Origin of the sequence: Streptomyces avidinii (assembly GCF_045161815.1) — a bacterium.
Classification (GTDB): Bacteria; Actinomycetota; Actinomycetes; order Streptomycetales; family Streptomycetaceae; genus Streptomyces; species Streptomyces avidinii.
In genome coordinates this window covers 657,847-684,322 of the sequence record NZ_CP108863.1, presented here as the reverse complement: position 1 = coordinate 684,322, position 26,476 = coordinate 657,847, and the positions used below count along the sequence as shown (strand labels likewise).

Below are 26,476 nucleotides of genomic sequence, written 5' to 3'. Positions count from 1 at the left end.
GGACGGTGCGGGCCCGGAGCAGGTCGACCGCTGACCATGCCCACGCCGGGGTACCGGGGGCTCTGCGCGGCTACGGAGGGATCACCTCGGCTCGGGACGAGAGGAGCAGCATGCTGGAAGCACACAGCATCTTCACAGGATTTGTCGAAAAGTGATAATTTCCCGCAGCGTGTCTCGGCACATCTAACAATCCGGAAGATCTTCTTCCGACGGGTTCATGACAGGCCGCGGCGCTGCCGCCTGTCACCCCGTATTCCGACGACAGCAACGAGGCACGGCTGAGGGAAGACCGCAGGAACCGAAGCCCTCATGAGGCAGAACCGAGGCATCAACCCGACTGTCCAGCAAGAAGATTGACGATGCAGATGTCCTGCGGCCGGCTTCCTGCCTTCCCACCGGACAGGCCTCACCCCGGCATGAACGAGGAAAACGATGTGCGAACTCCTGAACCGCATCTGGTCCCGCCCCCGCGGCGAGTGGACCCGGGTCATACGCAGGGAGCTCCCCGTGCTGGCCGACGAGATAGTGAAGGAGCTCCTTCACGGGACTCCGGCTCTCACCGCACATGTCGACGGCTACGACAGCATCGATGACGAAGGGCTCAGGCACTCGGTGGAAAGAGCACTGTGCGCCGCCCTCGGCTACCGGCAACCCGACAGCCGGAACCCGAGCGGCCACTCCCGTCCGGACCGAGTGGTCGAGGGCGGACCTGACGACACACAGGAGGAAAGCCCGCGGTTCGCCCCGGAGGTCGTACGGAACACCGGCCCGGTAGTCGGGCGCCACGACGGCCGCGGCGCCACGGACGGCGCCGCCGCGGACTGGTACGGGTCTGCCGCACCGTCCGAACGGGCACGCCAGGATCTGTTCAAGGCGCTCACCGACGCCAGGGCCGCCTCGGAGCGGTCCCTCTCCGAGCTGGCCGAAGCCGCCGGCTGGCCGCTGCCACCAGCCGTACGGGCCGTCGTACTGGCCACGCCCGGCGAGACGCAGCAGCTGGCGGCCGTGCTCGACAACTCTCTCGCCGGCGTATTCGCGGGCCAGCCCTGTCTCTTGGTCCCGAGCGCGGACCCGGACCCCCGCGCGTCGCTGGAAGTCCCGCTGCGCGGCCGCCTCGCGGCCGTCGGCCACGAAGTTCCCCTCACGGACACCGCGTCCTCCCTGCGGTGGGCCCTGCGCCTGCTCGCCCTCACCCCGGTCCGCCCAGGTGTGGAGACCCGGCCCGTCTTCGTCGACGACCACCTCTCGACGCTGCTGCTCCTCCAGGACCAACCGCTCGCCCGTGCGTTGGCCGCCCACTCGCTACGGCCCCTGGCCGGACTGACCCCACGTCAGAGCGAGCGGCTGGAGGTGACCCTCCTCGCCTGGCTCGAAGGAGGTGGCGCCCCCGAGGCCGCGAAGGCCTTGAGCGTGCACCCCCAGACCGTGCGGTACCGCATGCGGCAGCTGGAGAAGCTCTTCGGGGCGGGGCTGCGTGACCCTCGTACCCGGTTCGAGCTGGAGATGGCGCTGCGCAGCCGCCGACTGCTGGCGCAGGTCCGGTTCCAGCACTCCCGGTTGGGCCGCAGGGCGGGCCGCGCCATCACGACCAGTTTCGCGCCGCTGGTCGTGGAGAGGATCGCCCGCGTCAACGGCCTGTGACCCGAGGAGTCCGGCCCGGTCGCCCGGCTCCGCCCCGCGAAAGGGCGGAGCCGGGCGACCGGGCGGAGCCGCGCGACCGGGCGCTGCGCACCCCGCGCGAGGACGGGCCGGCCACCTGGGTCCTCCGGTCCGCCGCGCGGGCGCGGCCGAGCGCCCCGAGGTCCACCCGGACCGAAGGGCCCAGGCGCATGATCGGATCGGATCGCAACGATCGGGTCCGGCCGGGGTCCGGCCAGGCAGGGTTGACACCGAAAGGAGGCCCCCGTGATCTCGGCACTCAACCAGCTTGTCGATCTCGTCGAGGAACACCTCGCCGAGGAGCTCGACGTCACCGGATTGGCCGGGGAGCTCGGCACGACCGAGTACCACCTGCGACGGATGTTCTCGTCGTTGGCCGGCATGCCGCTGTCGGAGTACGTGCGCCGGCGCCGGATGACCGTCGCCGCTGCCGATGTCGTCCGGGGCGAGGACGATCTGCTGAGCATCGCGGTCCGGTACGGGTACGGCTCGACCGAGGCGTTCGGACGCGCGTTCCGCGCGGTCCACGGCATCGGTCCCCGTGACGTACGCCGCGACGGAGGCCCCCTGCGCACACAACCACGGCTCAGGATCCGCCTGACCGTCGAAGGGAGCATCCCCATGGACACCCGCCTCGTCGATCGCCCCGCGTTCCGCCTGGTCGGACACGCAGCCCGGGTTCCGCTCATCCATCAGGGCGTCAATCCGCACATCCAGCAGCACATCACCGCACTGCCGCCGGAGGAGCATCTCCGGCTGAAGGCCCTCGGTGACACCGAACCGGGGGGCCTGCTGCAAGTCTGCGACGACCTCGACCCCGACGGGACCGAAGGGAGCGAACTGACCTACCTGCACGGGGTCGCCGTCTCGCAGGACACGTCGGCCCCGGACGACCTCGACGCCATCGAGGTGCCGGCGGGCAGGTGGGCGGTCTTCCGCACCGCCGGACCGCATCCGCAGGTACTGCAGACGACCTGGGCCGCGACCGCGACCGAGTGGTTCCCCTCCAACTCGTGGCGGCTGCGGCCGGGTCCCTCGATCGTCGCGGTCCTCGAGCGCGCGGCCGACTTCAGCACCGCGACCTGCGAACTGTGGCTGCCTGTCGAACCGGCGTAATCGGCCGCGGTGTGCCCACCGGCTCTGGGGTGGTGGGCCGAAGCCGCGCCCGGGCGGTGCATGCCCGGGCGCGGCCCCTTTTCGGATCCGATGTCTTCGGACCGCGCTGTTCCTCGGCTCCTTTCACGCTGAGATCGACAGCTCGCACGCCCTGGCGGAGCAACCGCCGCAGCCTTGCGCGAGGCGAAAGCGAAAGAGAAAGCGAAGGCGCCGGGCGTTGCCCTCGGACATTCGGATTTCAGGCGGCTGCAGCGGACTACAGCCGTCCTCCGGTCATCCAGATGCGTGACATCGCATCGGCCAGGGCGGGATATCGGGCCGCCTCGCAGAGCATTTCCGAGAGCACGAGCATTCCGTGAGCGGTGCTCCGCGGATCGCGATTCTGGTGCAGCCGGACGACCGCGTTGCTCAAGGGTCGGCGCCCCAGCAGGACCCCCGCACGCCGGACGGCGGCGGCCGTCTCCAGATCGGCGCGGCCTCCCCCGAACGGCAGGGCTTCCGTTCGGGGGAGGCCCGGCGGCGCGGCCGAGTCCCGCACGTGCCGTACGTATGCCTCCGGCGGGGCCTGGCCGTTCTCGAAGATGTTCCGGAACCCGGCGAGACGCATGCTCGTATTGCGAGGGCGGAGCTCGATGTAGAGCTCGATGAACAGGCCCCGCAGTTGGAGGTGGAGGGGGAGGTAGGGCATTTCGCCCTCCTTGCGCCCGGCTCCGCCGAAGAACCCCTGAGCATCCTGCACCTTCGACCGGATGGTCGATGTCAGGGATCGATATTCGTCGGCCGAGGCCAGCGCCGGCGAAAACAGTATCGGTATCAGCATGGCGGCCGGCCCTTCAGGGGAGATGTCCAGAACTCGGACGGCTCGTAAGTAATCTGGCCCCATTCGAATGGATCCTGCTGCACTCACGCATGCACATCACCACCTTCGCCATCATTCCGACCGCTGACAGGTTCGGTTCGATGCGCTCCTTTGTAGTCGTCCGGGTGGCGACCAGGAGAATTGTTGGCCTCTGATGCTAAGAAAACACCGCGTGCGAGAACAGAAAGCAGGGCCGTCAGCGCGGCTCCACCCAGCCGTGCCGGACGGCATAACCGCCGAGCTGCATCCGGGTGCGGACTCCGGCCAAGTCCGTGAGGTGGCGCAGGCGTCGGTGCAGCGTCCGCGGTGAAAGACCGAGCTGTGCCGCGGCCGTCTGGTCGGTCAGGCCGGCCAGCAGGAGCCCGAGGATCCTCCGGTCCAGGTCGGTCGGGCCCGTCGCACCGAGCTCGACGGCGGGTTCGGCGTCCGCGCCGGTGCCCGACAGTTCGAGCGGGTGGGCGGTGCGCCATACCGTCTCGAACAGCGCGTCCAACGCGTCCAACAGGCCGCTGCGGTGCAGCAGCACGGCGCCGGGCTCTCCGTCCGGTGTGACCGCGAGGGGGACGAGGCCGAGGTCGGCATCGGCCAGCACGAGTTTCATCGGCAGCTGGTCGGCGACACGCAACTGCACGCCCTTGCGCAGCGAATCGATCGCATCGTCGATGATGCCCGGCTCTCCCAGTACGGCCCGGTCCAGTACCGCCCGGAAGTGCACCCCGCGGCCGATGGCCACGGGTTCGGCGGTGTTCTCGCCGGGCGACAGAGCGACGAACGGCGCGGTGATGAAGCTTCGGACCTGCGAGCGGGCCGCCTGCTGCACCTGGAGGAAGCGGTGGCGGATGGCGTCGACACCCGTGACGACCTCGATCAGATCGCTGATGCTGTTCCCGGTCATCGCTGCCCGGTGTTCCTCGGCGAACGTCACCAGCGCGTGCTCCGCCATGCGCAACCCGTCCCGGCGCTCGCTGATGAGAGCGCCCAGGGCCACGGCCGGCGGCGCGGCGGTGAACTGCTCGTGCGCCGACCGGGTCACGAGGCCCCATCCGACCAGTCGGGACAACGCCCTGTCGACGTCTGGCTGCGCCAGGACGAGCTGCTCCGCGAGCAGCGACGCGGTGGTGTCCGGGTGCCCGAGCAGCGCCCGGTAGACGCGCTCGTCATCGGGTTCGAGGCCCAGAACATCCAGCATCGGCGACCGACTCCCTTCCGCTTGCCGCAGCGGGGAGAGTATGCGCCATGGCGGCAGACCCTGAATAGTGCCTGATGGGAGCAGGTCTGACGGGAAGGGCCCCGGGCCGTTGCCGACCCGGAGCCCGACGCTACGGTTCATCGCAGGCCGTAGGCCCGGATGATCTCGTTCTTGACGCTGAAGCCGCTGTCCGTCGCGGCACTCGCGCGCAGGGAGACGAAGCCGCCGGGCTTCTTGTCCGCCGTGAACGAGCCCGTCCAGGTGCCGCCGGAGCCCTTGGCCAGGGTCACCTTCTGCCAGGTGGCGCCATCGTCGTACGAGAGGTCCAGCGCCACCGTCACAACGGAGCCCGGCACGGTGCCGAGGTCCATGGACACCGGCTTGAGCGCGATCTGCTGCTTCGCACCGGCCTTGAGGTCGCCGTGCAGGTCCGACTCCAGCCTGTAGTCCAGGTTCAGCACCGAGAACGGCTCGAAGGAGTCCGAGTCGACGGTGGCGGACATGAAGGTCCACTCTGTACGGGTGCGCGTCGACAGCCGGAACACGTCGCCGGGCCGCTCCGCGTCGAGGACGGCGCGGTAGGGCAGCTTGCCCGCCGGCACCTCCTGCCACTGCATGTCGCCGCCGACCGGGTTGTCGTGGATCAGTCGGTCACCCTGGAACATCTGCAGGTGGGAGGGCGTCTCACCCCATGGCAGGTAGCCGCCCAGCCGCATCGTGTCGCTGGCGGAGGCCCACGCCTGGACGTTCCAGGTCATGTAGTTCTGCCAGCGGGAGTTGTACACGCCGAAGGACTCGCTCTGCCCGGGCCGGGTCGCCGGAGCGAACCAGTCCAGCCGGGTGGTGCTGCCCTTGGCATAGGTGTTGTCGCCCGACACCATCGACCACGGCAGGGCTCCGTCGACGCCCTGCGTGTGGAACTCCCTCCAGACCTGGCCCGGAGTCACCCACTCGGTGCGGGTGCCCGGGTGCCACTCGATCTCGGGAAGGTTGAACGACGGGCTGAGGGTGAAGTCGGACCGGTAACCCTCCGCGACCCGGCCACCCGCGGCGGAGTGGTAACGGGCGTCGATCCGGGCCAGGTCGCCCTTGGACGGCCGGTAGACCAGAGCCCGGTCCGGCACCCGGCCGGGGTAGTCCCGCGTCAGGTCGTAGACGAACGGCGTGTACCGGGTCTGCTTGACGGTCAGCTTGTCGTTGCCGCTCCTGGCCATCGCGACAAGGGCCTTGCCCGCGTCGCGGTGCACGGAGGCGACCGGGATGGCCGATTCGCCGACGTACTCCATCAGAGACCCGACGCCGTCGTTGACCACGATCAGCGCCTTCGCGCCGGCCGCGACCGCGGCCTCGGCGCGCTCCTGCGGCGCGACCTCGTCGCTGCGGTCGACGACGACCACCCTGCCCTTGGCCCTGACGTTCCTGTACGCGGCCGCCGCGCCGTTGCCCGCGTGGACCACATCCAGCCTGTCCGTGGCGGTCCCCAGGGCGCTGCCCGACTGCACCAGCGCGTCCAGCCGGAGCCGGCCGCCCGGCGTGCTCAGGTCGAGCCGCGGCTCACCCTTGCGCCAACGCGTGGTCAGCGTGAACTCGCCCTGCTCCATCGGCTCCGTCGGTGCGACGTAGACGTCGTCGTACATCGGCGGCAGCACGTACGCGCTGCGGTAGTCCAGGTACGGGTCGAGGCCCTTGTAGTGGACGTTGAAGTCGACCTTGCGCTGGCGGTCCTCGGTGCGCTCCGGCGCCTCGGTCTGCAACAGGCGCGCCCTGCTCGCGTCCAGCACCACATCGGCGGAGCCGCCCTTGAGCACGGTCTCCGGGTCGACCAGCACGGCCAGACCCGAACGGTCCGCCTTCTCACCGGCCACGTCGAGGTACCCCGCGACGGTGTACGTGCCCGGAGCCATCCGCATGGTGGCCGATCCGTCGACGTACAGCGACCACGGCCAGACATCGCCGGCGAGGTTGATTCCGACCCAGCCGGCGGCCGGCCTGCCGTCCCGTCCCACCAGCTTGATGTTCAGGTCGTAGCGCTCGTCCTCTTCGAGGAGTGCCACGGAGGTGCGGGTCACCGGCTGCCCGGTCACCGCGTCCGTGGCGCTCACGTAGCCGACGTGCCGGCCTGCCGGAGCGGCCCCCGGGTCACCGGTCACCGGGACGGCGGCGGTGCCGCCCGCCGGGACGGTCACCCGGGTGGCTCCCAGCGTGAACGGGCCGCCGCCGGTCAGCGCCAGGTTCAGCGTGACGGCGGCGGAGCCGGTGTTGGTGAAGGTCAGGTCCTTCGTGACGGCGACGTCGCTCGGCTCGTGCGGCCAGGTGTAGTTGCCGAAGAAGAGCGATGCGGTGCCGCGGACCGTGGCCCGCACGGCAGCGGCCACATCGAGCCGGCCCGTACCGACCTCGTACGGCGAGTACCCGCCGTCCAGGCCCTTCGCGGTGCTCATCAGGTGCTCCTTGAGCTGTGCGCCGGTCCAGTCCGGGTGCTGCTGGGCCAGGAGCGCTGCCGCGCCGGCCACGTGCGGGGTGGCCATCGACGTGCCGCTGATGGTGCGGTAGGAACCCTCGCCACCGTCGGTCATTCGGGACGAGCGGGCCGCGGTGATGTCCACGCCGGGCGCCGCGATGTCCGGCTTCATGCCGCCGGAGCGGGTCAGCGGTCCGGTGCTGGAGAAGCTCGCGAGCCGGTCCTGCTTGTCCGTGGCGGCCACGGTCAGTGCCGAGGCGGCCGCCCCCGGTGCGGAGATGCTCTCAGGTCCCGAGTTGCCGGCGGCTATGACGAACAGCGTGCCGTACTGCGCGGACAGCGCATCGACCGTTTGCGACATCGGATCGCTGCCGTCCGTCGGGTACGAGTCGCCGAGGCTCATGTTGACGACGTCCGCACCGGACTCGGCGGCCCACTGCATGCCCGCCATGATCCAGGAGTCCTGGCCGTAGCCCTCGGCGCCGCCGAGCACCTTGCCGACGTACAGGTCCGCGCCGGGAGCGACGCCCTTGTGGTCGCCTCCGGAGGCGGCGCCCGAGCCGACGATCGTGCCGGCCACGTGCGTGCCGTGCCCGTTGACGTCGGTGACGGCCTCACCCGGTACGAAGCTGGCCGTGCCGTCGATCAGGCCGGCGAAGTCGGGGTGGTCGACGTCGATGCCGGTGTCGAGGACCGCGACCTTGACGCCCTTGCCGGTGCAGCCGGCCGCCCAGGCCTCGGGCGCGCCGATCAACGGCACGCTCTCCTTCAGACTGGCCTTCACCCGGCCGTCGAGCCACAGCTTCGCCACATCGGCGTCCAACGCCGTGCTGCCCTGCGGCGCGACGGAACTCCAGAAGGTACGGGCCTGCCCCTTCTCGGTGCTGAGCGCGGCACCGCCGATGTGCCCCAGCGTGCGGGTCAGCCGGCTGCCCCGGGGGGCCGTCGGCTCGACGGCCGCGCCGGACCTCGTCCGGGCGTACGTCGCGATCAGCGGGACCGCGGACGACTTCGCGTCGTCGTAGCCCATCTCGATCAGGTCGGTGACGTTGAACAGCCGCCGGTCCAGCCTGTCCGCGCCCAGCAGCGGCACGGCCTCGTCCGGGACGACGAACAGGTCGCCCTTGATCTGCTGGATCTTCACGCCGCCGACGGCGCTGTCCGGCCGGTCGACCTCGGCGGACTGCTTGCCGTCGGCCATCGTGGTGACCGTGACGACGTCGCCGGTGACCAGGGTGACCTTGTGGGTCGCCGAAGGCCTGGCGGGAACGGTGGGTTTGCCCGGGGCCGCTTGTGCGGGCGCTTGCACAACCGCGAGCCCCGACGCCAGCAGAGGCACCGCGGCGGCGGCCGAGATCAGCTGCCAGCGCCGCTGCCTGCGCCGGAAGAAGGCGGAAGACTGAGAGGAGGAGGACATGTCATGGGTCTATCGACCGAGCAGCGCCGGCGTGAAGGCCAGGGAGCGGCAAGTCCTCGCCATGGCAAGCATTTGTCAGTCGTAACTCGCCAGAATCCAGACAGGATTGCGCTTTGCGGGCGGCCGGGCGGGCGAGCAGCCACCGGTGGCGGCAGCCGGTGCCGGCACACCCCCGGCCGCCTCCGGGGCTACTGCATGGGCGGCCACCGGCAACGCCCGGGAGGTGTCATACGGCGTTCACACCGGGCTGGCGGATTTCCGTTCCGAGGCCCGAGCGGGCCGCCTAGACTGACCGTCCGTTGATCATGTACCGGTCGAGTCGGAGGAACGAAACGCATGCGCTATCTCCCCCTGGGCAGTTCAGGACTGCAGGTCTCCGCCGTCGGCCTCGGCTGCAACAACTTCGGCGGCCGACTGGACGCCCAGGCCACCCGCGCCGTCGTCGACGCCGCACTGGACGCGGGCATCACCCTCCTGGACACCGCCGACATCTACGGTGGCGCCGGCGGCTCCGAGGTCCACCTCGGGCAGGCCCTCAAGGGCCGTCGCGACCAGGTCGTCCTCGCCACCAAGTTCGGTTACGACGGCGTGGACATGAAGTACGGGCCCGCCGCCGGGTCCCTCGGTGGCCGCGCGTACATCCGGCGGGCCGTCGAGGAGTCCCTGCGCCGCCTCGACACCGATCACATCGACCTCTTCCAGCTGCACAGCCCCGACCCCGCCACCCCGATCGCCGAGACCCTGGCCGCGCTCACCGAGCTCGTCGCCGAGGGCAAGGTCCGCTACATCGGCCACTCCAACCTCTCCGGCTGGCAGCTCGCCGAAGCCGCCCACGTCGCCCGCGAGACCGGCTCGGTCCCCTTCGTGTCGGCGCAGAACGAGTGGTCGCTGCTGGAGCGGTCGGTCGAGCGCGAGCTGGTCCCGGCGGCCCTGCACTACGGCGTCGGCGTGCTCCCGTACTTCCCGCTCGCCAACGGCCTGCTGACCGGCAAGATCCGCCGGGGCGCGCCCGTACCGGCCGGCTCCCGCCTCGAGGGACGCGACTCGTACGTCACCGAGGCGCGCCTCGACGTCGTCGAGGCGCTGGCCGCGCTCGGCGAGAAGCACGACCGGACCGTCCTCGAACTCGCCATCGGCTGGCTCTCCGCCCAGCCCGGCTGCGCCTCCGTCATCGCGGGAGCCACCTCCCCGGAGCAGGTACGGGCCAACGCGGCCGTCGCCGACCGCCCGCTGGACGCGGAACTGCTGGCCGCGATCGACGCGATCCCGGGGGCGCAGAAGCCCGAGTGATCGGCGATCGGCGGAGTGCCGCCCGTCATGGCCCCGTAGTCGAACGAACGGCAACGGGAACGGCCCACGGGAACGGCCCACGCGAACGGCCCACGGGAACGGCCCACGACTCCGGCTGCGCGCCGGGGCCGTGGGCCGTCCCTGTGCCTCTGTGCCTCTGAGCTCCTGTGGACTCAGGACACGATGTCCTTGCGGGAGAACCCGCGGAACGCGAGGGCGAACAGCACCAGCGCGTACGACACCGACACCACCGCCCCCTTGACCATCCCGCCCCACTCCAGCTGCGGCTGCAGGGCGTCCGCCCACGCGAACTGCCAGTGCGCCGGGAGGAACTCCCGCCACGAGCCGAGCGCCGTCACCGCGTCCAGGACGTTGCCGACGATCGTCAGCCCGACCGCACCGCCCACCGCGCCCAGCGGCGCGTCCGTCCGTGTCGACAACCAGAACGCCAGGCCCGCCGTCACCAGCTGCGACACGAAGATGAAGGCCACCGCCAGCGCGAGCCGCGGCACGGTGTCCCCGGCCGCCAGCGCCCCGCCCGCCGGGAGTTTCAGCGGCCCCCAGCCGTACGCGGCCGTGCCCGCCGCCAGCGCCACCACCGGCAGCAGCACCATCGCCGCCAGGCTGAAGCCCAGCGCCACCACCAGCTTGCTCCACAGCAGCCGCGCCCGCGGCACCGGCGAGGCCAGCAGATAGCGCAGCGAGGACCAGCTCGCCTCCGAGGCCACGGTGTCCCCGCAGAACAGCGCCACCGGCACCACCAGCAGGAAGCCGGCCGAGACGAACAGGCAGGTCGCGGCGAAGTTCGCGCCCGAGGCCGTCGCCGTGTCGATCAGGGTGATCCGGTTGTTCCCACCGCGCCCGCCGTCCGGCCCGCCGCCCACCGCGAACGCGATGATCATGATGAAGGGCAGTGCGGCCAGTACCCCGCCCATCACCAGCGTCCGCCGCCTGCGCCACTGCCGCAGCGCCTCCACGCGCAGTGGCAGCGTACGGCTCGCCCGGTAGCCCGGGGCCACCTCCTGCACCGTCGTCGCCGTGCTCATGCCGCACCTCCGATCAGGGTGAGGAACGCGTCCTCCAGTCGCCGGTGCGGTCCCACTCCGGTCACCGGCACCTCCAGCCGTACGAGTTCGGCGATCAGCTCCGTGGCCGTCGCGCCTTCGAGCCGTACGAGCAGCCCGTCGTCGGCGACCACCACGGAACCCACTCCCTCCAGCGCCGCGACCTTCTCGACGCTCACCTCGTCCACCGGCCCCGCCAGCGTCACCAACAGGGTGTCCCCGCCACCGGTGATCTCGGCGACCTCGCCCGCCGCGACCCGCTGCCCGCGGTCCATGACCACCAGGTGCGTGCAGGACTGCTCCACCTCCGACAGCAGGTGGCTGGAGACGATGACCGTCCGCCCGGCCGCGGCGTAGCGGATCATCACGTCCCGCATCTCCCGGATCTGCGGCGGGTCCAGACCGTTCGTCGGCTCGTCGAGGATCAGCAGGTCCGGCATTCCGAGCATGGCCTGAGCGATCGCCAGCCGCTGGCGCATGCCCTGCGAGTACGTGCGTACCGCGCGCTCCAGCGCGTCGCCGAGCCCGGCGATCTCCAGGGCCTCGTCCATGTGCGAGTCCTCGGCGGGGCGGCCGGTGGCCTGCCAGTACAGCTCCAGGTTGGCGCGGCCCGTCAGGTGCGGCAGGAATCCGGCGCCCTCCACGAAGGCCCCGACCCGCGAGAGCACGGGCGCGCCGGCCCGTACCGGGTGCCCGAACACCCGGATCTCCCCGGCGTCCGGCGAGATCAGCCCCATCAGCATCCGCAGGGTCGTGGTCTTCCCCGCCCCGTTGGGCCCGAGCAGCCCCAGGACCTGGCCCTTCTCCACGCGGAAGGACAGGTCCCGCACCGCGTACCGGTCCTGCGACTTCGCGTACCGCTTCGTCAGACCGCTGATCTCCAGCGGTACGTCGGCCAGAGCGGCCTCCGGCTGCGTCCCGCCGGACCGAGGCCCCTTGGGCCCCCGGCCGGTGCGCCGAAGGCCCAGCAGCGCCGCGGCCAGCGCCAGCGCGCCCAGCGGCAGCCACCAGGTCCAGGCGGGCAGCCCGGCCGCGGCGGTCCGTACCTCCGCGGCGACGGGCACGGCCAGCGGACCCTCCACCGCGACGGTGTAGGCGGCCGGCGCCGCCGGGGTCGCGTAGCCGAGGTCGGTCGCGGCGACCACCAGTCGCAGTCGGTGCCCGGCCGGGGCGTTGTGGTCGATCGCGGGCAGCGTCAGCCGTACGGTCGTGCCCTGGTGGGCGTTCTCCACCAGCACGGGGGCGACCAGCTGGCTCGGCAGCACCTGCTGCCGGCCGTCCGGCCCCACGTCGTACACCTTGCCGAACAGGACGGCCGAACCGTCGGCGGCTGTCGACCTCACCTTCAGGGTGAGGGTCGGGGTGCCGGTGATGCGCAGGTCCTGGGTGAGCGGCGCGGTCTCGAACCGGGCGTTCTGCCCGGGGAAGTCCAGCGAGAGCCCGGCCCCGAAGGCGGCGAGCTGCCCGCCGATGCCCGGCAGCGCGGACAGGGCGGGGGGCGCGCCGCCCGCCGGATTGGCGAAGGTCTGCTCCGGTCCGGTCAGGGCGAACTCGCGCGGCCCGGACACCAGCCCGGGGTAGCGCTCGCCGCTCGCGCCGCGCAGGGTGACCTCGCCGTCGGTGGAGTCGATGCCGCCGGAGCGCGTGACCCGGAACGCCGGGCCGGTGTCGGCGCCCTCGTCGCCCTTGAGGTGGCGGTCGAACCAGGAGGCCACCCGGGCCTCGACCCGGTCGGCCTCGCGCATGCCGCCGTCGTGACCGCCGGCCGCCCAGTCCACGGAGACGGGTGCGCCGTTCGCCGCGATGGCCCTGGCCATGGCATCGGCCTGGTCCAGCGGGAAGAGGGAGTCGTCCTGGCCCTGCACGATCAGGGTCGGCACCTTGATCCGGTCACCGGCGGCCGACGGACTGCGCTGCTCCAGCAGGGCGCGGGCCTCGGGATCGGGCCGGCCCGACACCGCGACGCGTTCGTACATCGCGCAGAGCTCGGGCTGGAAGCGTCCGCAGCCGGGTGCGGACGCCGGTGCGGGCCGCTGTCCCGGTACCGCCTGCTGCATCCCGTCGGTCGAGCCGCTGGTGAAGAAGATGCCGGACCACAGCTTCTTGAACACGCCGTTCGGGAAGAGGGCGTCGGCGAGGTTCCAGTAGGTGATCTCCGGAGCGATCGCGTCCACCCGCCGGTCGTGGCCGGCCGCGAGCAGCGAGACGGCACCGCCGTACGAGGCCCCGGAGACGCCGACGCGCGGATCACCGGCCGCGTCGAGCTTCACCTCGGGCCGGGCCGCGAGCCAGTCGATGAGCCGGGAGACGTCCTTGACCTCGTACTCGGGGTCGTTCAGTCCGATCCGGCCCTCGGAGCGGCCGAAGCCGCGCGCCGACCAGGTCAGCACGGCGTACCCGTCCCGGGCGAGGCGCTCGGCCTGCTCGCGGACATCGTCCTTGCTGCCGCCGAAACCGTGCCCGAGGAGCACGGCGGGACGCTTCTCCGTACCGCCGCCCGCAGTGAAATAGGAGGTGTCGATCCCGGCACCGGGCATGGAAAGGACCTGGTCCGCGCGGTGCACCGGCGGCGCGTCGTCGGACGCGGACGCGGCCGTCCACGTACCGGCACCCGCCACGACGGCGAGCGCGGCGGCGCCCGCGAGGAGGCGGTCCCGGCGGCGCCGGGGCATTCGGAGCTTCATACGAGCAACCCTAAGGGCCCGGTGCCCGGGCTCCGAGCACCCACAGGCGTAACCCCAGACCTTCTCAAGGAGCATGCCGCGCCGCCGGCGTACCGCGCCTGCTGTATGCGCGCCCGACCTGCGCGGTACGACCGGGGGCGGGAGGATGGGCCGCATGCTGCTGGCCGACGTCGCACGCGTGTCCCGGGAGGTCGCCGGGACCGCCGCCCGGTCCCGCAAGACCGCCCTGCTCGCCGAGCTCTTCGCCGCCGCGCCCCCCGAGGAGGCCGGCCTGGTCATCTCCTACCTCTCCGGGCGCCTCCCGCAGGGCCGTCCGGGCATCGGCCGGCGCACGCTCGGCCAGGAGATCGCACCGGCGGCCGATCCCGGCCTGACCGTCCGGGACGTCGATGCCGCGGTGAGCGAACTGGCCGCGGTGGCGGGCAGCGGCTCCGTGGAGCGGCGCAGCCGCATCCTCGCCGACCTGCTCGGCCGGGCCACCGGGGCCGAGCAGGTGTTCCTGCGCAGCCTGCTGTCCGGCGAGGTGCGCCAGGGCGCGCTCGACGCGGTGGCGCTGGAGGGCGTGGCCGCGGCCGCCGGGGTACCGGCCGCCGCACTGCGCCGGGCGGTGATGCTGGACGGCTCGCTGCCGAGGGTGGCGGTCGCCGTACTGGCCGAGGGCGAGCAGGCCCTGCGCACGGTCACGCTGCGCGTGGGGCAGCCCGTACAGCCGATGCTGGCGGGCACGGCGAAGTCGGTCGCCGAGGCGCTGGCCGCGCTCGGGCCGTGTGCGGTGGAGGAGAAGCTGGACGGGATCCGGGTCCAGGTCCACCGCGAGGGCGACGACGTACGGATCTACACGCGCTCCCTGGACGAGATCACCGGGCGGCTGCCGGAGGTGGCGGAGCTGGCCCGGTCGCTGCCGGGGGAGCGGTTCATCCTCGACGGGGAAGTGATCGGACGGGCGGCGGACGGCCGCCCCGTCCCCTTCCAGGAGATCGCGAGCCGCGTCGGCTCCCGGGTCGATGTCGAGGCTGCCCGCCGCACGCTCCCGGTCGCCCCCTACTTCTTCGACGTCCTGGCCGTGGGCGAGGACGTCCTCCTCGACCTGCCGGTCCGCGAGCGGCACGCGGCCCTCACCGCGCTCGTTCCCGAGGACGCCCGGGTCCGCCGCCTCGCCGTCGAGGCCCCGGGGGAGCAGGGGGCCGAGGCCGAGGAGTTCTGGGCCGAGACGTTGCGCCGCGGCCACGAGGGGGTCGTCGTGAAGGCGCTGGACTCGTCCTACGAGGCCGGCCGGCGTGGCAAACACTGGCTCAAGGTGAAGCCCGTGCACACCCTGGACCTGGTGGTCCTCGCCGCCGAATGGGGCCACGGGCGGCGTACCGGCCTCCTGTCGAACCTGCACCTGGGCGCGCGCACCGCCGACGGGACGTACGCCATGCTCGGCAAGACCTTCAAGGGGCTCACCGACGAGATGCTGCGCTGGCAGACGCAGCGCCTGCGCGAGCTGGCGGTCGAGGACGACGGCTTCACCGTCCGGGTCCGCCCGGAACTGGTCGTCGAGATCGCCTACGACGGCCTTCAGCGCTCCTCCCGCTACCCGGTCGGAGTGGCCCTCCGCTTCGCCCGCGTCCTGCGCCACCGCCCGGACAAGTCCCCGGCCGAGGCGGACAGGATGGACACGGTCCTGGCGGCACACGCCGCCTAGGCCGTCTCTTTCGGATCTTGTCGGCCGAGTCCGCGGCGTCCGGTGCCGTGCCCGGCAAGGCGGAGGTGCGCCGCAGCTGTGCCAGATGGTAGAGCTGCTCGGGCCGGCGGCGCCGGAACATCTCGTCCTCCAGGTCCTCCACCTCCAGCAGGGCCCGGACGGCGGCCCGGCGGTAGGTCTCCATCGCCTCGTCCAGCAGCAGGAACAGCATGGCCACGGAGTCCGACGGGCTCTCGAGCGGGAAGCGGGCGGTGACGTTCCCGATCAGGGGAGCCGCCCCCCCCCGGTGCACCGTGAGGAGGTACCGCTCGGTCACCAGGGCGTGGACGTGGACGACCCGGTCCGTGTCGACCGCGGGCACGACGAACGCGCCGCCGTCCCCGAAGATCTCTGCCCGGACGGATTCCTCCTTCCGCCCGGGCCACGCCACGTCCTCGGCCTCCAGGCCGAGCAGGTGGGCGAGTGGCTGTTCGTCGGGTGCGGTCTCCTCGGGCAGTTCCACTTCCACGAACAGGAAGCGGGACGTGGCGAGACGCTCGCGTGCCTCCGACACATCGCACCGCGTCAGGGCGCCCTCCGGCATGGACATCATCGATACGATCATCGTCCCTCGCCGTAGGTCATCCTGTGCGATGGCTCCCAGCCTGTACGGAGCGGGACCCCACGCAACCGTGGTGACGCATTCGCCCCGCAACGGGCCCTCCAACAGGTGAGGGTCGAGACGCACGACGCTCGTGATTTGCCTCAGAGGCAAGATGGTTTGCCAGACAGGCAAGAGTCTGGCTCAATCGGGGTATGACACCCGGATCCGACACCGGCCCCGAAGGCGCGGCCGGTACCGACGAACCGGCGGACGAGCTGACCGCCGTGGCCCCGCAGCTGCGGGACCTGCGCCGCCGCGCCGGACTCACCCTGGAGGCCGCCGCCGCACGGGCCCGGCTCTCGCCCGCCCACTTGTCCCGGCTGGAGACCGGCCGGCGCCAGCCCTCGCTGCCGCTCCTGCTCGGACTCGCCCGCACCTACGGCACGACCGTCTCCGAGCTGCTCGGCGAGACCCCCGCCGTCGCGGATCCCATCGTACGGGCCGGCGGTCCCGGCGCCCGCGAGGCCGACGGCTGGACGTACTGGCAGGCGGGCGGCTCCGGCCGCGGCATGCAGGCGCTGCGCGTGCACGTGCCACACGGCCGCAGCCAGGGCGAGCTGGTCCGCGTGCACCCCGGTGAGGAATGGCTGTACGTCCTGGACGGGCGGCTGCGGCTGCACCTGGGCGAGGCCGAGCACCTGCTGGAGCCCGGGGACAGTGCCCACTTCGACTCGCTCACACCGCACCGGATCGGCGCGGCCTCCTCGGGCGGGGCCGACCTGCTCTTCGTCCATACCCTGCTGCAGAGCAGCCTCGCCGGGCTGTGCCTCGGCGGCGCCACCACGACGGCGCCCACCTCGCCCACGACCACGCACCACCGATAGCGGAGGAGCCGTACCCATGTCCCAAGCCGACAAGCCCGCGCCCGAACCCACGACCGTTCCCGCGACCGCGCCCGCGACCATACGGGCCCGCTTCGAATCCAAGTTCCCGCGCGGCCTGATCATCCGGCTGATCGCCTACCTGTTCGTCGGCCACCTCTTCGCCTTCTTCGTCTACCTCCTCTTCGTCCTGGGTGGCCAGAACCAGTAACGCGCCCGGGCGGACGAGTTCGGGCCGCGCGACTCTGGCAACGTGAGGGACCTGTGGCTACCCTCCGCGCATGATTTCCACGGTTGTCTGGGGTACCGGCAACGTGGGCCGTCTGGCGATCCGTGCCGTCGAGGCCCATCCCGCGCTCCAACTCTGCGCAGTCATCGTCCACAATCCAGCCAAGGTCGGCCGCGACGCAGGTGAACTCGGCCAACTCGACCGCCTGTTGGGGATCGAGGCCACCGACGACATCGAAGCCGTACTGGCCGCCCGCCCCCAGGCCGTGGTGTACGCCGCGTCCGGGGACGTCCGGCCCGACGAGGCCCTCGCCGACATCACCCGCGCCGTCCGGTCCGGCGCGGTCGTCGTCAGCCCCGCCCTGTACCCGCTCTACGACCACCTGAGCGCCCCGCCCGAGTTCCGTGACCCGGTGCTCGCCGCCGTCGCGGAGGGCGGCGGCTCGCTCTTCGCCTCCGGTGTCGACCCCGGGTGGGGCAACGACGTCCTCCCGCTCCTGCTCAGCGGACTCGGCACCACCATTGACGTCATCCGCTGCCAGGAGATCTTCGACTACTCCACCTACGACCAGCCCGACTCCGTCCGCCACCTCGTGGGCATGGGCCGGCCCATGGACCAGGAGCCGATGATGCTCATGCCCTCGATCCCGACCATGGTGTGGGGCGGGCAGATACGGATGATGGCCCGCGCCCTCGGGGTCGAACTCGACGAGATCCGCGAGACGTCGGACCGCCGGGCGCTCGACACCACGGTGACCACCCGGACCATGGGCGAGTTCGAGGCCGGCACCCAGGGCGCGATCCGCTTCGAGGTGCAGGGCATCGTCGAGGGCGAGCCGCGCATCGTCATCGAGCACGTCACCCGTATCCACCCCTCGTGCGCACCGGACTGGCCCGTGCCGCCCGACGGCGGCGACGGGGCCCACCGGGTGGTCATCGAGGGCCGCCCGCGCATCGAGGTCACCATCGAGGCCACCGACGAGGGCGAGAACCGCTCGGCGGGGGGCAACGCCACCGCCGTCGGCCGCCTCGTCGGCGCCATCGACTGGCTCGTCGAGGCGGAACCCGGGCTCTACGACGCCCTCGACATCCCGCTGCGCCCCGCCATCGGCAGACTCGGAAGGAAACAGTCATGAGGATCGACATCCCCGAAGGCCAGCACCCGATCGAGTACGTGTGGGGCGACATGGTCCCCGGAATCGGTATGGCCGCCGCCAACTTCTCCCTGTCGGTGTACGCCCACACCACCCTGGGCCTGCGCGAGTTCGAGGCGGCCCGGCTGCGCGTCGCGCAGATCAACGGGTGCGTCTTCTGCCTCGACTGGCGCACCGAGCGGGACGGGGAGAAGGTCGAGGAGGAGTTCCCCGACGCGGTCACCGAGTGGCGTACGACCGACGCGTTCGACGAGCGCACCCGGCTGGCGGCGGAGTACGCCGAGCGGTACACCCTCGACCACCACGGGCTCGACGAGGAGTTCTGGGACCGGATGACCGCGCACTACAGCCAGCTGGAGATCGTGGAGATCACGATGAGCATCGGGTCCTGGCTGGCCTTCGGCCGCCTCAACCACGTGCTGGGCCTGGACAGCGTCTGCGTGCTGCCCGGGCACTGAGCGGCGGAGCCGGGAGGCGAGCGCGGAGCGCGCGCGGCGCGCAGGCAAAAGGGGCCGTTCGGATGATCCGAACGGCCCCGGCCGCTGGGGGGAGGACGCGGCCCTACGGAAGGTCGGTGGCGATGATCTTCTCTATGTTGCGTTCGGCGAGTGCCGTGATGGTGACGAAGGGATTCACGCTCGCGTTGCCGGGGATGAGCGCGCCGTCGATCACGTACAGGCCGGTGTAGCCGTGCAGGCGCCCGTAGTTGTCGGTTGCCCTGTTCAGGACCGCGCCACCGAGCGGGTGATAGGTGAGGGTGTCGTTCCAGATCTTGTTGCCACCGAACAGGTCGGTCCGGTAGATCGTGCCCTCCTTCGAGTTGATCTTGTCGAAGATCGTCTTGGCCATGGAGATGGACGGCTGCTTCCAGGCGGTCTGCCAGCTCAGCTCGGCCTTGCCCGTCGCGGCGTTCCAGGTGAACTCGGCGCGGTTCGGGTTCTTGGTGATCGACAGGTAGAACGAGGCGTACGTCTCGATCCCGGTGGGGAGCGGCGCGACCTCGGCGAACGCGCCGCCCGCGTCCCAGTTGTCGATGCCGGAGCAGGGGATGGTCGACTGGAGCTTGCCGGTCGGGTCCCACATGTGGTTGGCGCGGCCGCACATGACGTTGCCGTTCTCGCCCCACCCCTTGCCCACCTCGGCGTTGAGGTTCGGCAGTGCTCCGGTGGCCTTCAGTTCGACCAGGAGCTTGCTGGTGCCGACGCTGCCGGCCGCGAAGAAGACCCGGTCGGCGGTGACCGTCTTGGTGGCCACGGTGTCACCGGGGGTGTTGATCTGGTCGATGGTGACCGTGTAGCCGCCTCCCGCGGCGGGGGAGACCGAAGTGACCTTGTGCAGCGCCGAGATGGCGACCCGGCCGGTGGCCTTCGCCTGGGCGAGGTACGTCTGCACCAGCGACTTCTTGCCGTGGTTGTTGCCGTAGAGGATCTCGCCCGCCAGGGCCGACTTGGTGGCGGTGCCGGCGGCCTCCTGCTTCATGTAGTCCCAGTCGTACACGTCGGGCACGAAGGTCCAGGCGAAGCCGGAGCGCTGGGCGTGCTTGCGGCCGACGCGGGAGAACTGGTAGCAGTCGACGGTGTCGAACCAGGCCGGGTCGATCATGCCGACGCCGAGGCCGGCATTGGCCCTCGGGTAGTAGGTGTCGTACATCTCGTCGGCGTTCACCGAGGGGAGGACGGCGGCGAAGTTCGCGCGCTTGGGCGTGACCGCCATACCGCCGTTGACCAGCGAACCCCCGCCGACACCGCGGCCCTGGTAGACCGTGATGCCGGCGAAGTCCTCGGCGTCCAGGATCCCGGTGTACTTCGGGACGTCCTTGTCGATGGGGAAGCCGAGGAAGTTGCTGAGCGGCGCCTTGGTCCGGGTGCGCAGCCAGAAGGAGCGGTAGTCCGGGGTGGTCACCTTCGGGAAGATCTTGCCGTCGGAGCCCGGGGTGTCCCAGGACATGCCCATCTCGATCATCTGCACGTCCACGCCCGCCTGCGCCAGCCGCAGGGCCGCGACGGATCCGCCGTAGCCGGTGCCGATGACCAGGGCCGGTACGCGGGCCCCGTCGGCGATCGGGCCGGGCGGAGCCGCCGCGTGCGCCGCCGGGGTGATGTGACCCGCCAGGGCCACCGCTCCAATAATAGAACCTGTTCTACCGAGGAAACCGCGACGGGAAAGCCCGTTGGAGCCTTTTTTGGGCAGGGATCTTTCGCTCATGTGACGTTCCTCACTCGTGGTGGAATGGGAACGAGTTCTACTGCCGCCTGCGTGCGAAGTCACTACATACGTCTAGGTAACTTTCGGTCGATCACGTGACAGGGGGAGTGGCCGGCGGGCGTCGGACCCAGCCCAGGACCAGCAGCGACGCCACCGCCGCGAAGGCGCACCAGGTGGAGGCGAATTCCAGCCGCCACAGCGCTGAGCAGGCCGGCGCCCCCGCCGTCGGCACCAGGCCCAGGGTCCGCAACCGCCGGTCACCGCCGAGCGGCAGGGAGCCCGGAGTGGCGAACAGGCGGCCCGTCAGGACCAGCGGCATCCACGGAACATTCACGCCGTACCCGATGGTGCGGCCCCGGATCTCGGCGGTCACCGGCCGGGTCGCGAGGCAGTACGCGAGCACCGCGGCGGTGGCGAGACCGGCGGCCGGCGGCCCCCACAGGCGGCGCCGGCCCTCGGGCGCGGCCGCCAGCAGGACCCCGGCCGGCACCCGGAGCGCCAGCAGCGGCAGGGTGATCACCGCCCAGGCGGTGGCGGCCGGGGAGCAACCACCGCCCGTCCGCCACACGGCGGCCTCCACCAGCTGGTGCGCGCCCAGCAGCAGCGGCAGCGCGGCGACCGGCAGGTCGCGGGCCCGCCCTACCCGCGCCAGGCACGCGATCCCGGCGCCGGAGATGGCCGAGCCCGCCACCGGATCGGCCCTCGCGCTCCAGCACACGGGATCAGCCGGACTCCTCACGGGGTTCGAGCGGCGGGGCCGTCACCGCACAGTACGTATGACACTGGGGGTGGCACGCCTCGGGCGCGGGGGAGCGTACGGTCGCCCAGGCCAGGGCGGCGCCGGCCACGAACGCCCCGGTGCACCAGAGCATGGCCCGCCCGAAAGCGGCGTCGAACTGGGTCGCCGAGCGGTACGACTCCGGCCCCATCCCGGACAGCAGCGGCAGTGCCGCCACCGCGAGCAGCCCGGCGACGCGCGCCGCCGCGTTGTTGATCCCACTGGCCAGGCCCGCCCGGCCGGGATCCACCGAGGCGAGCACAGTCGACGTCAGCGGGGCCACCAGGGCCACGAGGCCCATGCCCATGACGACCATCGCGGGCAGTACGTCCTGTACGTACGAGGCCGCGGGCCCCACCCTCAGCATCAGCAGCGTCCCGCCCGCACACAGCAGCGGCCCCACCGTGAGCGGGACGCGCGGCCCGATCCGCTCCCCGAGCTCACCCGAGCGCGCCGACAGGAGGAGCATGAGAAGGGTCGTCGGCAGCATCGCGGCCCCGGCGGCCAGCGCCGAGTAGCCGGAGACCACTTGGAGCTGGAGCACGACGAGGAAGAAGAACCCGCCGATCGCCGCGTACACGCACAGGGTCACCAGGTTGACAGCCGTGAACTGCCGGGAGGCGAAGATGTCGGGCGGCACCATCGGATCGGCCCGCCGTCGCTCCACGAGGACGAAGGCGATGCCCAGCAGGACCCCGAGCACCGCCGCGACGATCACCGCCGCCGCTCCCGACCGGGCTTCGATCAGCGCGTAGGTGATCAGCCCCAAGGAGCTCGCACCGAGTGCCGCCCCGGCCACGTCGAACCGCCCGTGCGCCTGCGGGTCCCGCGATTCCGGTACGTGCCGCAGCGCGACCGGCACGCACACCGCAGCCAGCGGAACGTTCAGCAGGAACACCCACCGCCAGCCGGGCCCGTCCACCAGCCAGCCGCCGAGGAACGGTCCCACGGCCGCGCCCACGCCGCCGAGCCCCGACCACAGGCCGATCGCCCGGCCCCGGTCCTCGGCGCGGATGGACGCCTGGATCAGGGCCAGGGAGCCGGGCGCCAGCAGCGCCCCGCCGATGCCCTGCAGAGCCCGGGCGGCGATCAGCACCCCGGCGTTCGGCGCGATGCCGCACAGCAGCGAGCCGACCGCGAACCACACCACGCCCAGCACGAAGATCCGGCGTCGCCCGAAGCGGTCGCTCAGTGACCCGCCGACCAGGATCAGCCCGGCCAGGGTCAGCAGATAGGCGTTCACCGTCCACTGGAGCACCGCCAGATCGGCGTCGAGATCCTCCCCGATGCGCGGCAGCGCCACGTTCACCACGGTCCCGTCCAGCATGGCCATGGTCGACCCGAGCACGGTGGTCAGCAGGATCCACCGGCCACGCGCGGACGCGATCGGGACACCGGCTCCGGACGGCTCGGCGGGCGCAGTCATGTCTTCAGGCTGGCCCGCGCGGCCGGTACGGGCCACCGGGGCGCGCCGGAGTGCGGCCGAAAAGCCCCCCTTGTAATGAACATGACGCCTCGTTCACCATGACCCGCGCACGTCACGCGCACCCTTCCCGCACAACCCGCACACGGCGTACGAGGAGACAACACGTGGCCCAACGCAACAACCGGTCCTCGCGGTCCTCAGGATCCACGAGGTCATCACGGTCGACCCGGTCCTTACGCACGGCGCTCGCCGCCCTCACCTCGGTCCTGCTCCTGCCGATCGGCGCGGGCGTCGCCGCGGCCGCGCCGGATCCGGTCCCCGGCCCGAGCGCCGCAGAGCTCAAGATCGAACCGGGGCTCCGCGCCCAGCTCGACGAGTCCGCCAAGGCCGCCTTCTGGGTCTACCTCGACAGCGCCGCCGACCTCACCGCCGCGGGGAAGCAGCAGACCCGCGCCGCCAAGGCCGAAACGGTTCTGCGGATCAAGAAGGACCACGCCGCGCGCAGTCAGGCCGAGGTCGTCAAGGCCCTGCAGGGCGCCGGCGCCGAGTACACCTCGTACTGGATCGTGAACGCCGTGCGCGTCGTCGGGAGCCAGAAGCTCGCCGGGACCCTCGCCCAGCGCCCCGAGGTCGCCCGGATCGACGCCGACGACAAGGTCGACCTGCCCAAGCCCGCCGAGGGCAAGCGGGAGAAGGCCGTCGCGGACGCCATCGAGTGGAACATCGACCGGATCAAGGCCCCGCAGGTCTGGGACCAGGTCGGTGTGCGCGGTGAGGGCATCGTCGTCGCCAACATCGACAGCGGCGTGGACTACACGCACCCGGCCGTGAACAACCAGTACCGCGGCAAGAAGGCGGACGGTTCCTACGACCACGCCTACAACTGGTTCGACCCGGCGGGCGTGTGCACCACCGCGGCCCCCTGCGACAACAACGACCACGGCACCCACACCATGGGCACGATGGTCGGCGACGACGGCGGTGCCAACAAGATCGGCGTGGCCCCCGGCGCCAAGTGGATCGCTGCCAAGGGCTGCGAGTCGAACTCCTGCTCCGAGGCCTCCCTCCTCGCCTCGGGCCAGTGGATCGTCGCCCCGACCGATCCGAGCGGCCAGAACCCGCGTCCCGACCTGGCCCCGCACATCGTCAACAACTCCTGGGGCGGGAGCGGCGGCGACACCTGGTACCAGCAGATCGTCGACACCTGGCGGGCCGCCGGCATCTTCCCGGCCTTCTCCAACGGGAACTCCGGCCCGAGCTGCAACACCAGCGGCTCACCCGGCGACTACGCCAGCTCCTACAGCTCCGGCGCCTTCGACATCAACAACGCCATCGCGTCCTTCTCCTCGCGCGGCGCCGGCCCCGGCGGCATCGTCAAGCCGAACATCGCCGCCCCCGGCGTGAACGTGCGCTCCTCCGTCCCCGGCGGCGCGTACGAGGCCTTCTCCGGCACCTCGATGGCCTCGCCGCACACCGCGGCCGCCGTGGCCCTGCTCTGGTCCGCCGCGCCCGCCCTGGAGGGCGACGTCGCACAGACCGAGTCGCTCCTGGACGGCACCGCCCTGGACACCGACAGCAGCCAGTGCGGTGGCAACGCCGCCGACAACAACGTCTTCGGTGAGGGCCGCCTCGACATCCTCGCCGCCGTGAACGCCGCCCCGCGCGGCGCCATCGGCGCGCTCGGCGGCACCGTACGCTCCGGTGACCAGCCCGTCGCGGGCGTGAAGATCACCGCCGACGGCCCGATCGACCGTACGACCACCACCGCGGCCGACGGCAGCTACCGCTTCGCCTCCCTCTCGGTCGGCGACTACACCCTGACCGCCGCCAAATTCGGCTACGGGCAGCAGACCGCGACGGCCACGGTGACCGAGAACGGCACCGCCACGGGCGACTTCACCCTCACCCAGGCCGCCTCCGGCAAGCTCACCGGCACGGTCTCCTCGGCAGCCGGCCCCGCCGCGGGCGCCTCCGTCACCATCGCGGACACTCCGGTGACCGCGACCGCCGACGCCCAGGGCCGCTTCGAGGTCACCCTGCCGCACGGCACGTACGACGTGAACGCCACCCACGCCTCCCGCTGCGTCACCGGCGGCACCGCGAAGGTCACCGTCGCCGGCGACGCCACCGTCGCGGTGAACCTGCCCGAACGCACCGACGGCTACGGCTACGCCTGCGCCGCCGCGGGCGACCGCCCGTACGCCGAGGGCACCCGCCAGCTCGCACTCACCGGCGACAACACCACCGAGCGCGTCGACCTGCCCTTCCCGCTGCCCCTGTACGGCAAGACGTACGGCCAGGCCTGGATCGGCACGAACGGCACCGTCAGCTTCGGCGGGAACAACACCGGCGACATCAACGGGGACCTCCCGAGCACGGCCACGCCCAACGCGGCCCTGTACCCGTTCTGGGACGACCTGGTCGTCGGCGCCCCGGGCAGCGGCTCCGGCGTCCTCACCGCCGTCACCGGCACGGCTCCGCACCGCAGCTTTGTGATCGAGTGGCGCCAGGTGTCCCACTGGTCGGCGCAGGCCGACAAGTTCTCCTTCTCGGCCACGATCGGCGAGGACGGCACCGTCTCCTACTCCTACAAGGGGACCGGCGGCACCGGCATCAAGGGCGGCTCCACGGCCACCGTCGGTGTGGAGAACGCGGCCGGCACCGACGCCTTCAAGTACTCCTTCAACACCGCCGTCATCACGGACGGCCTGTCCATCGCCTTCCGCACCACCAAGAGCGGTGTGGTGGCCGGCCGGGTGCTCGACGCCAACGACGGCAACGGCGTCGCGGGAGCCACGGTGACCGTCGGCACGGGCGACTCGGCGGTCTCCGCGACCACCGCGGCGGACGGCGGATACGTGGTCCAGAGCCCGTCGGGCTCGCTCCCCGTCTCGCTGGCGGCGCCCCAGTACGAGTCCGCCACGGCGACGGTGAACGTCAAGGCCGCCGACGTGACGGCCGTGACCCAGTCCCTGCGCACCGGAAAGGTGACGGCGTCCAAGCCGTCCGTGGAGGTCGTCCTCCCGGCGAACCAGCAGCGGACGCGGACCCTGGACCTGACCAACCCGGGCCTCGGTACGGCGTTCACCGTCTCCGAGGACGCGACCTGGCTGACCGCCACACCGGCGGCCGGCAACCTCGCGACCGGCGCGAAGGTCCCGGTCACCCTTTCGGTGGACACCACCGGACTGACCCCGGGCGCGGTCCTCACCGCCGACCTGAAGATCACCTCGGCGAGCGGCCGCACTCCCGTCCTCTCCGTCCCGGTGAAGGTCGTCGTTCCGCGCTACCAGGTCGGCCTGGACGCCGGATCCGGCTACGCCACCACGGACAGCCTGGGCGACGCCTGGTCCCCGGACCGCAAGTACACGGCCGGCTCCTACGGCTACCAGGGCAACGGCACCGTCCAGTCCACCGGCCGCACCATCGCCGGTACGGACGACCAGCGGATGTTCCGCAACGCCCGTGAGGGCATGTACGAGTACCGCTTCGACAACGTGCCGAACGGTACCTACACGGTGGAGCTGGGCTTCGCGGAGCTCTCCTCCACCAAGCCGAACAAGCGCGTCTTCGACGTCCTGGCCGAGGGCACCCAGGTCCTGCCCTCCCTGGACATCTCCCTGGAGGCGGGCACCTACACGGCCCTGACCCGTACGTACACGGTCACGGTCACGGACGGGGTGCTCAACATCCGCTTCGTCACGCACAGCGGATTCGGCAAGCCCCTGCTGAACACCCTGCGGGTGACGGACCGCCCGGACAAGAGCTAGTCCGGCAGCAGGCGGGGGGCGGGGT

The 26,476-nt window shown here is 71.7% G+C and carries 17 protein-coding genes and 1 pseudogene; 9 read left to right on the top strand and 9 right to left on the bottom strand.

The window, feature by feature from the left end:
• Positions 1-432: 432 nt before the first annotated feature.
• Together OG373_RS03200 and OG373_RS03195 are read left to right on the top strand one after the other, a co-directional pair.
• On the top strand, positions 433-1,641 hold the full coding sequence (locus tag OG373_RS03200) for a PucR family transcriptional regulator (RefSeq protein WP_405435673.1): 1,209 nt from the start codon (positions 433-435) through the stop codon (positions 1,639-1,641).
• Positions 1,642-1,905: 264 nt separating this feature from the next.
• A complete protein-coding gene (locus OG373_RS03195) occupies positions 1,906-2,775 on the top strand; it encodes a GyrI-like domain-containing protein (RefSeq protein WP_405435671.1) in 870 nt (289 codons plus the stop codon).
• 256 nt (positions 2,776-3,031) lie between these two features.
• Here the strand turns inward: OG373_RS03195 and OG373_RS03190 are convergent, their stop codons facing one another.
• The 3 genes from OG373_RS03190 to OG373_RS03180 all read right to left on the bottom strand — a co-directional run bounded on the left by OG373_RS03190 (position 3,032) and on the right by OG373_RS03180 (position 8,701).
• Positions 3,032-3,595 (bottom strand): ribosome-inactivating family protein, encoded by a 564-nt coding sequence (locus tag OG373_RS03190; RefSeq protein WP_405435669.1) that lies wholly within the window; start codon positions 3,593-3,595, stop codon positions 3,032-3,034.
• A gap of 235 nt (positions 3,596-3,830) precedes the next feature.
• On the bottom strand, positions 3,831-4,823 hold the full coding sequence (locus OG373_RS03185; RefSeq protein ID WP_405435668.1) for a helix-turn-helix domain-containing protein: 993 nt from the start codon (positions 4,821-4,823) through the stop codon (positions 3,831-3,833).
• A gap of 137 nt (positions 4,824-4,960) precedes the next feature.
• Complete coding sequence (locus OG373_RS03180) at positions 4,961-8,701, bottom strand: S8 family peptidase (protein WP_405435666.1); 3,741 nt, start codon at positions 8,699-8,701, stop codon at positions 4,961-4,963.
• 336 nt (positions 8,702-9,037) lie between these two features.
• Here OG373_RS03180 and OG373_RS03175 point away from each other — a divergent pair, with 336 nt between their 5' ends.
• Entirely contained in the window at positions 9,038-9,991 is a 954-nt protein-coding gene (locus OG373_RS03175) for an aldo/keto reductase (RefSeq protein WP_405435665.1), read from the top strand.
• Between the two features lie 173 nt (positions 9,992-10,164).
• Here OG373_RS03175 and OG373_RS03170 read toward each other — a convergent pair whose 3' ends face one another.
• Both OG373_RS03170 and OG373_RS03165 read right to left on the bottom strand, forming a co-directional pair.
• Complete coding sequence (locus tag OG373_RS03170) at positions 10,165-11,037, bottom strand: ABC transporter permease (RefSeq protein WP_030384840.1); 873 nt, start codon at positions 11,035-11,037, stop codon at positions 10,165-10,167.
• Positions 11,034-13,739 carry an alpha/beta fold hydrolase gene (locus OG373_RS03165; RefSeq protein ID WP_405435663.1) on the bottom strand — a complete coding sequence of 902 codons (2,706 nt, stop codon included), beginning with the start codon at positions 13,737-13,739 and terminating at the stop codon, positions 11,034-11,036. Before OG373_RS03165 ends, OG373_RS03170 begins: the two co-directional genes overlap by 4 nt.
• Positions 13,740-13,893: 154 nt before the next feature.
• Between OG373_RS03165 and OG373_RS03160 the strand changes: the two genes are divergently transcribed.
• Entirely contained in the window at positions 13,894-15,426 is a 1,533-nt protein-coding gene (locus OG373_RS03160) for an ATP-dependent DNA ligase (protein WP_405435661.1), read from the top strand.
• Positions 15,427-15,502: 76 nt separating this feature from the next.
• Here OG373_RS03160 and OG373_RS03155 read toward each other — a convergent pair.
• Positions 15,503-16,009 (bottom strand): annotated as a pseudogene (locus OG373_RS03155) (CorA family divalent cation transporter); the annotation flags it as partial.
• A 212-nt stretch (positions 16,010-16,221) separates the two neighbouring features.
• Between OG373_RS03155 and OG373_RS03150 the strand changes: the two are divergent.
• The 4 genes from OG373_RS03150 to OG373_RS03135 all read left to right on the top strand — a co-directional run bounded on the left by OG373_RS03150 (position 16,222) and on the right by OG373_RS03135 (position 18,730).
• On the top strand, positions 16,222-16,893 hold the full coding sequence (locus tag OG373_RS03150; RefSeq protein ID WP_405435659.1) for a helix-turn-helix domain-containing protein: 672 nt from the start codon (positions 16,222-16,224) through the stop codon (positions 16,891-16,893).
• 16 nt (positions 16,894-16,909) lie between these two features.
• A complete protein-coding gene (locus tag OG373_RS03145) occupies positions 16,910-17,101 on the top strand; it encodes a DUF6126 family protein (protein ID WP_405435657.1) in 192 nt (63 codons plus the stop codon).
• Between the two features lie 70 nt (positions 17,102-17,171).
• Entirely contained in the window at positions 17,172-18,254 is a 1,083-nt protein-coding gene (locus OG373_RS03140; RefSeq protein WP_405435655.1) for a dihydrodipicolinate reductase, read from the top strand.
• Entirely contained in the window at positions 18,251-18,730 is a 480-nt protein-coding gene (locus OG373_RS03135; RefSeq protein ID WP_397736563.1) for a carboxymuconolactone decarboxylase family protein, read from the top strand. Before OG373_RS03140 ends, OG373_RS03135 begins: the two co-directional genes overlap by 4 nt.
• A gap of 103 nt (positions 18,731-18,833) precedes the next feature.
• On the opposite strand, the gene OG373_RS03130 is transcribed toward OG373_RS03135, so the two are convergent.
• The 3 genes from OG373_RS03130 to OG373_RS03120 form a co-directional block, all read right to left on the bottom strand.
• Positions 18,834-20,477 (bottom strand): GMC oxidoreductase, encoded by a 1,644-nt coding sequence (locus OG373_RS03130; RefSeq protein ID WP_405435653.1) that lies wholly within the window; start codon positions 20,475-20,477, stop codon positions 18,834-18,836.
• 91 nt (positions 20,478-20,568) lie between these two features.
• Entirely contained in the window at positions 20,569-21,195 is a 627-nt protein-coding gene (locus OG373_RS03125) for a DUF6629 family protein (protein WP_405435651.1), read from the bottom strand.
• A gap of 4 nt (positions 21,196-21,199) precedes the next feature.
• Positions 21,200-22,681: an MFS transporter gene (locus tag OG373_RS03120; RefSeq protein WP_405435650.1), complete on the bottom strand. Its 1,482-nt coding sequence runs from the start codon at positions 22,679-22,681 to the stop codon at positions 21,200-21,202.
• Positions 22,682-22,845: 164 nt separating this feature from the next.
• Between OG373_RS03120 and OG373_RS03115 the strand changes: the two genes are divergently transcribed.
• The gene (locus tag OG373_RS03115) at positions 22,846-26,451 is read left to right on the top strand and encodes a S8 family serine peptidase (RefSeq protein ID WP_405435648.1); all 3,606 of its coding nucleotides are present in this window, start codon (positions 22,846-22,848) and stop codon (positions 26,449-26,451) included.
• The last annotated feature ends 25 nt before the right edge of the window (positions 26,452-26,476 follow it).

What these genes read in the sequence shown, in the direction of transcription:
- OG373_RS03200 (WP_405435673.1), top strand. Translation starts at nt 433, where the DNA reads ATGTGCGAACTCCTGAACCGCATCTGGTCCCGCCCCCGCGGCGAGTGG.
- OG373_RS03190 (WP_405435669.1), bottom strand. Translation starts at nt 3,595, where the DNA reads ATGCTGATACCGATACTGTTTTCGCCGGCGCTGGCCTCGGCCGACGAA.
- OG373_RS03185 (WP_405435668.1), bottom strand. Translation starts at nt 4,823, where the DNA reads ATGCTGGATGTTCTGGGCCTCGAACCCGATGACGAGCGCGTCTACCGG.
- OG373_RS03180 (WP_405435666.1), bottom strand. Translation starts at nt 8,701, where the DNA reads ATGTCCTCCTCCTCTCAGTCTTCCGCCTTCTTCCGGCGCAGGCAGCGG.
- OG373_RS03175 (WP_405435665.1), top strand. Translation starts at nt 9,038, where the DNA reads ATGCGCTATCTCCCCCTGGGCAGTTCAGGACTGCAGGTCTCCGCCGTC.
- OG373_RS03170 (WP_030384840.1), bottom strand. Translation starts at nt 11,037, where the DNA reads ATGAGCACGGCGACGACGGTGCAGGAGGTGGCCCCGGGCTACCGGGCG.
- OG373_RS03165 (WP_405435663.1), bottom strand. Translation starts at nt 13,739, where the DNA reads ATGAAGCTCCGAATGCCCCGGCGCCGCCGGGACCGCCTCCTCGCGGGC.
- OG373_RS03160 (WP_405435661.1), top strand. Translation starts at nt 13,894, where the DNA reads ATGCTGCTGGCCGACGTCGCACGCGTGTCCCGGGAGGTCGCCGGGACC.
- OG373_RS03150 (WP_405435659.1), top strand. Translation starts at nt 16,222, where the DNA reads ATGACACCCGGATCCGACACCGGCCCCGAAGGCGCGGCCGGTACCGAC.
- OG373_RS03145 (WP_405435657.1), top strand. Translation starts at nt 16,910, where the DNA reads ATGTCCCAAGCCGACAAGCCCGCGCCCGAACCCACGACCGTTCCCGCG.
- OG373_RS03140 (WP_405435655.1), top strand. Translation starts at nt 17,172, where the DNA reads ATGATTTCCACGGTTGTCTGGGGTACCGGCAACGTGGGCCGTCTGGCG.
- OG373_RS03135 (WP_397736563.1), top strand. Translation starts at nt 18,251, where the DNA reads ATGAGGATCGACATCCCCGAAGGCCAGCACCCGATCGAGTACGTGTGG.
- OG373_RS03130 (WP_405435653.1), bottom strand. Translation starts at nt 20,477, where the DNA reads ATGAGCGAAAGATCCCTGCCCAAAAAAGGCTCCAACGGGCTTTCCCGT.
- OG373_RS03120 (WP_405435650.1), bottom strand. Translation starts at nt 22,681, where the DNA reads ATGACTGCGCCCGCCGAGCCGTCCGGAGCCGGTGTCCCGATCGCGTCC.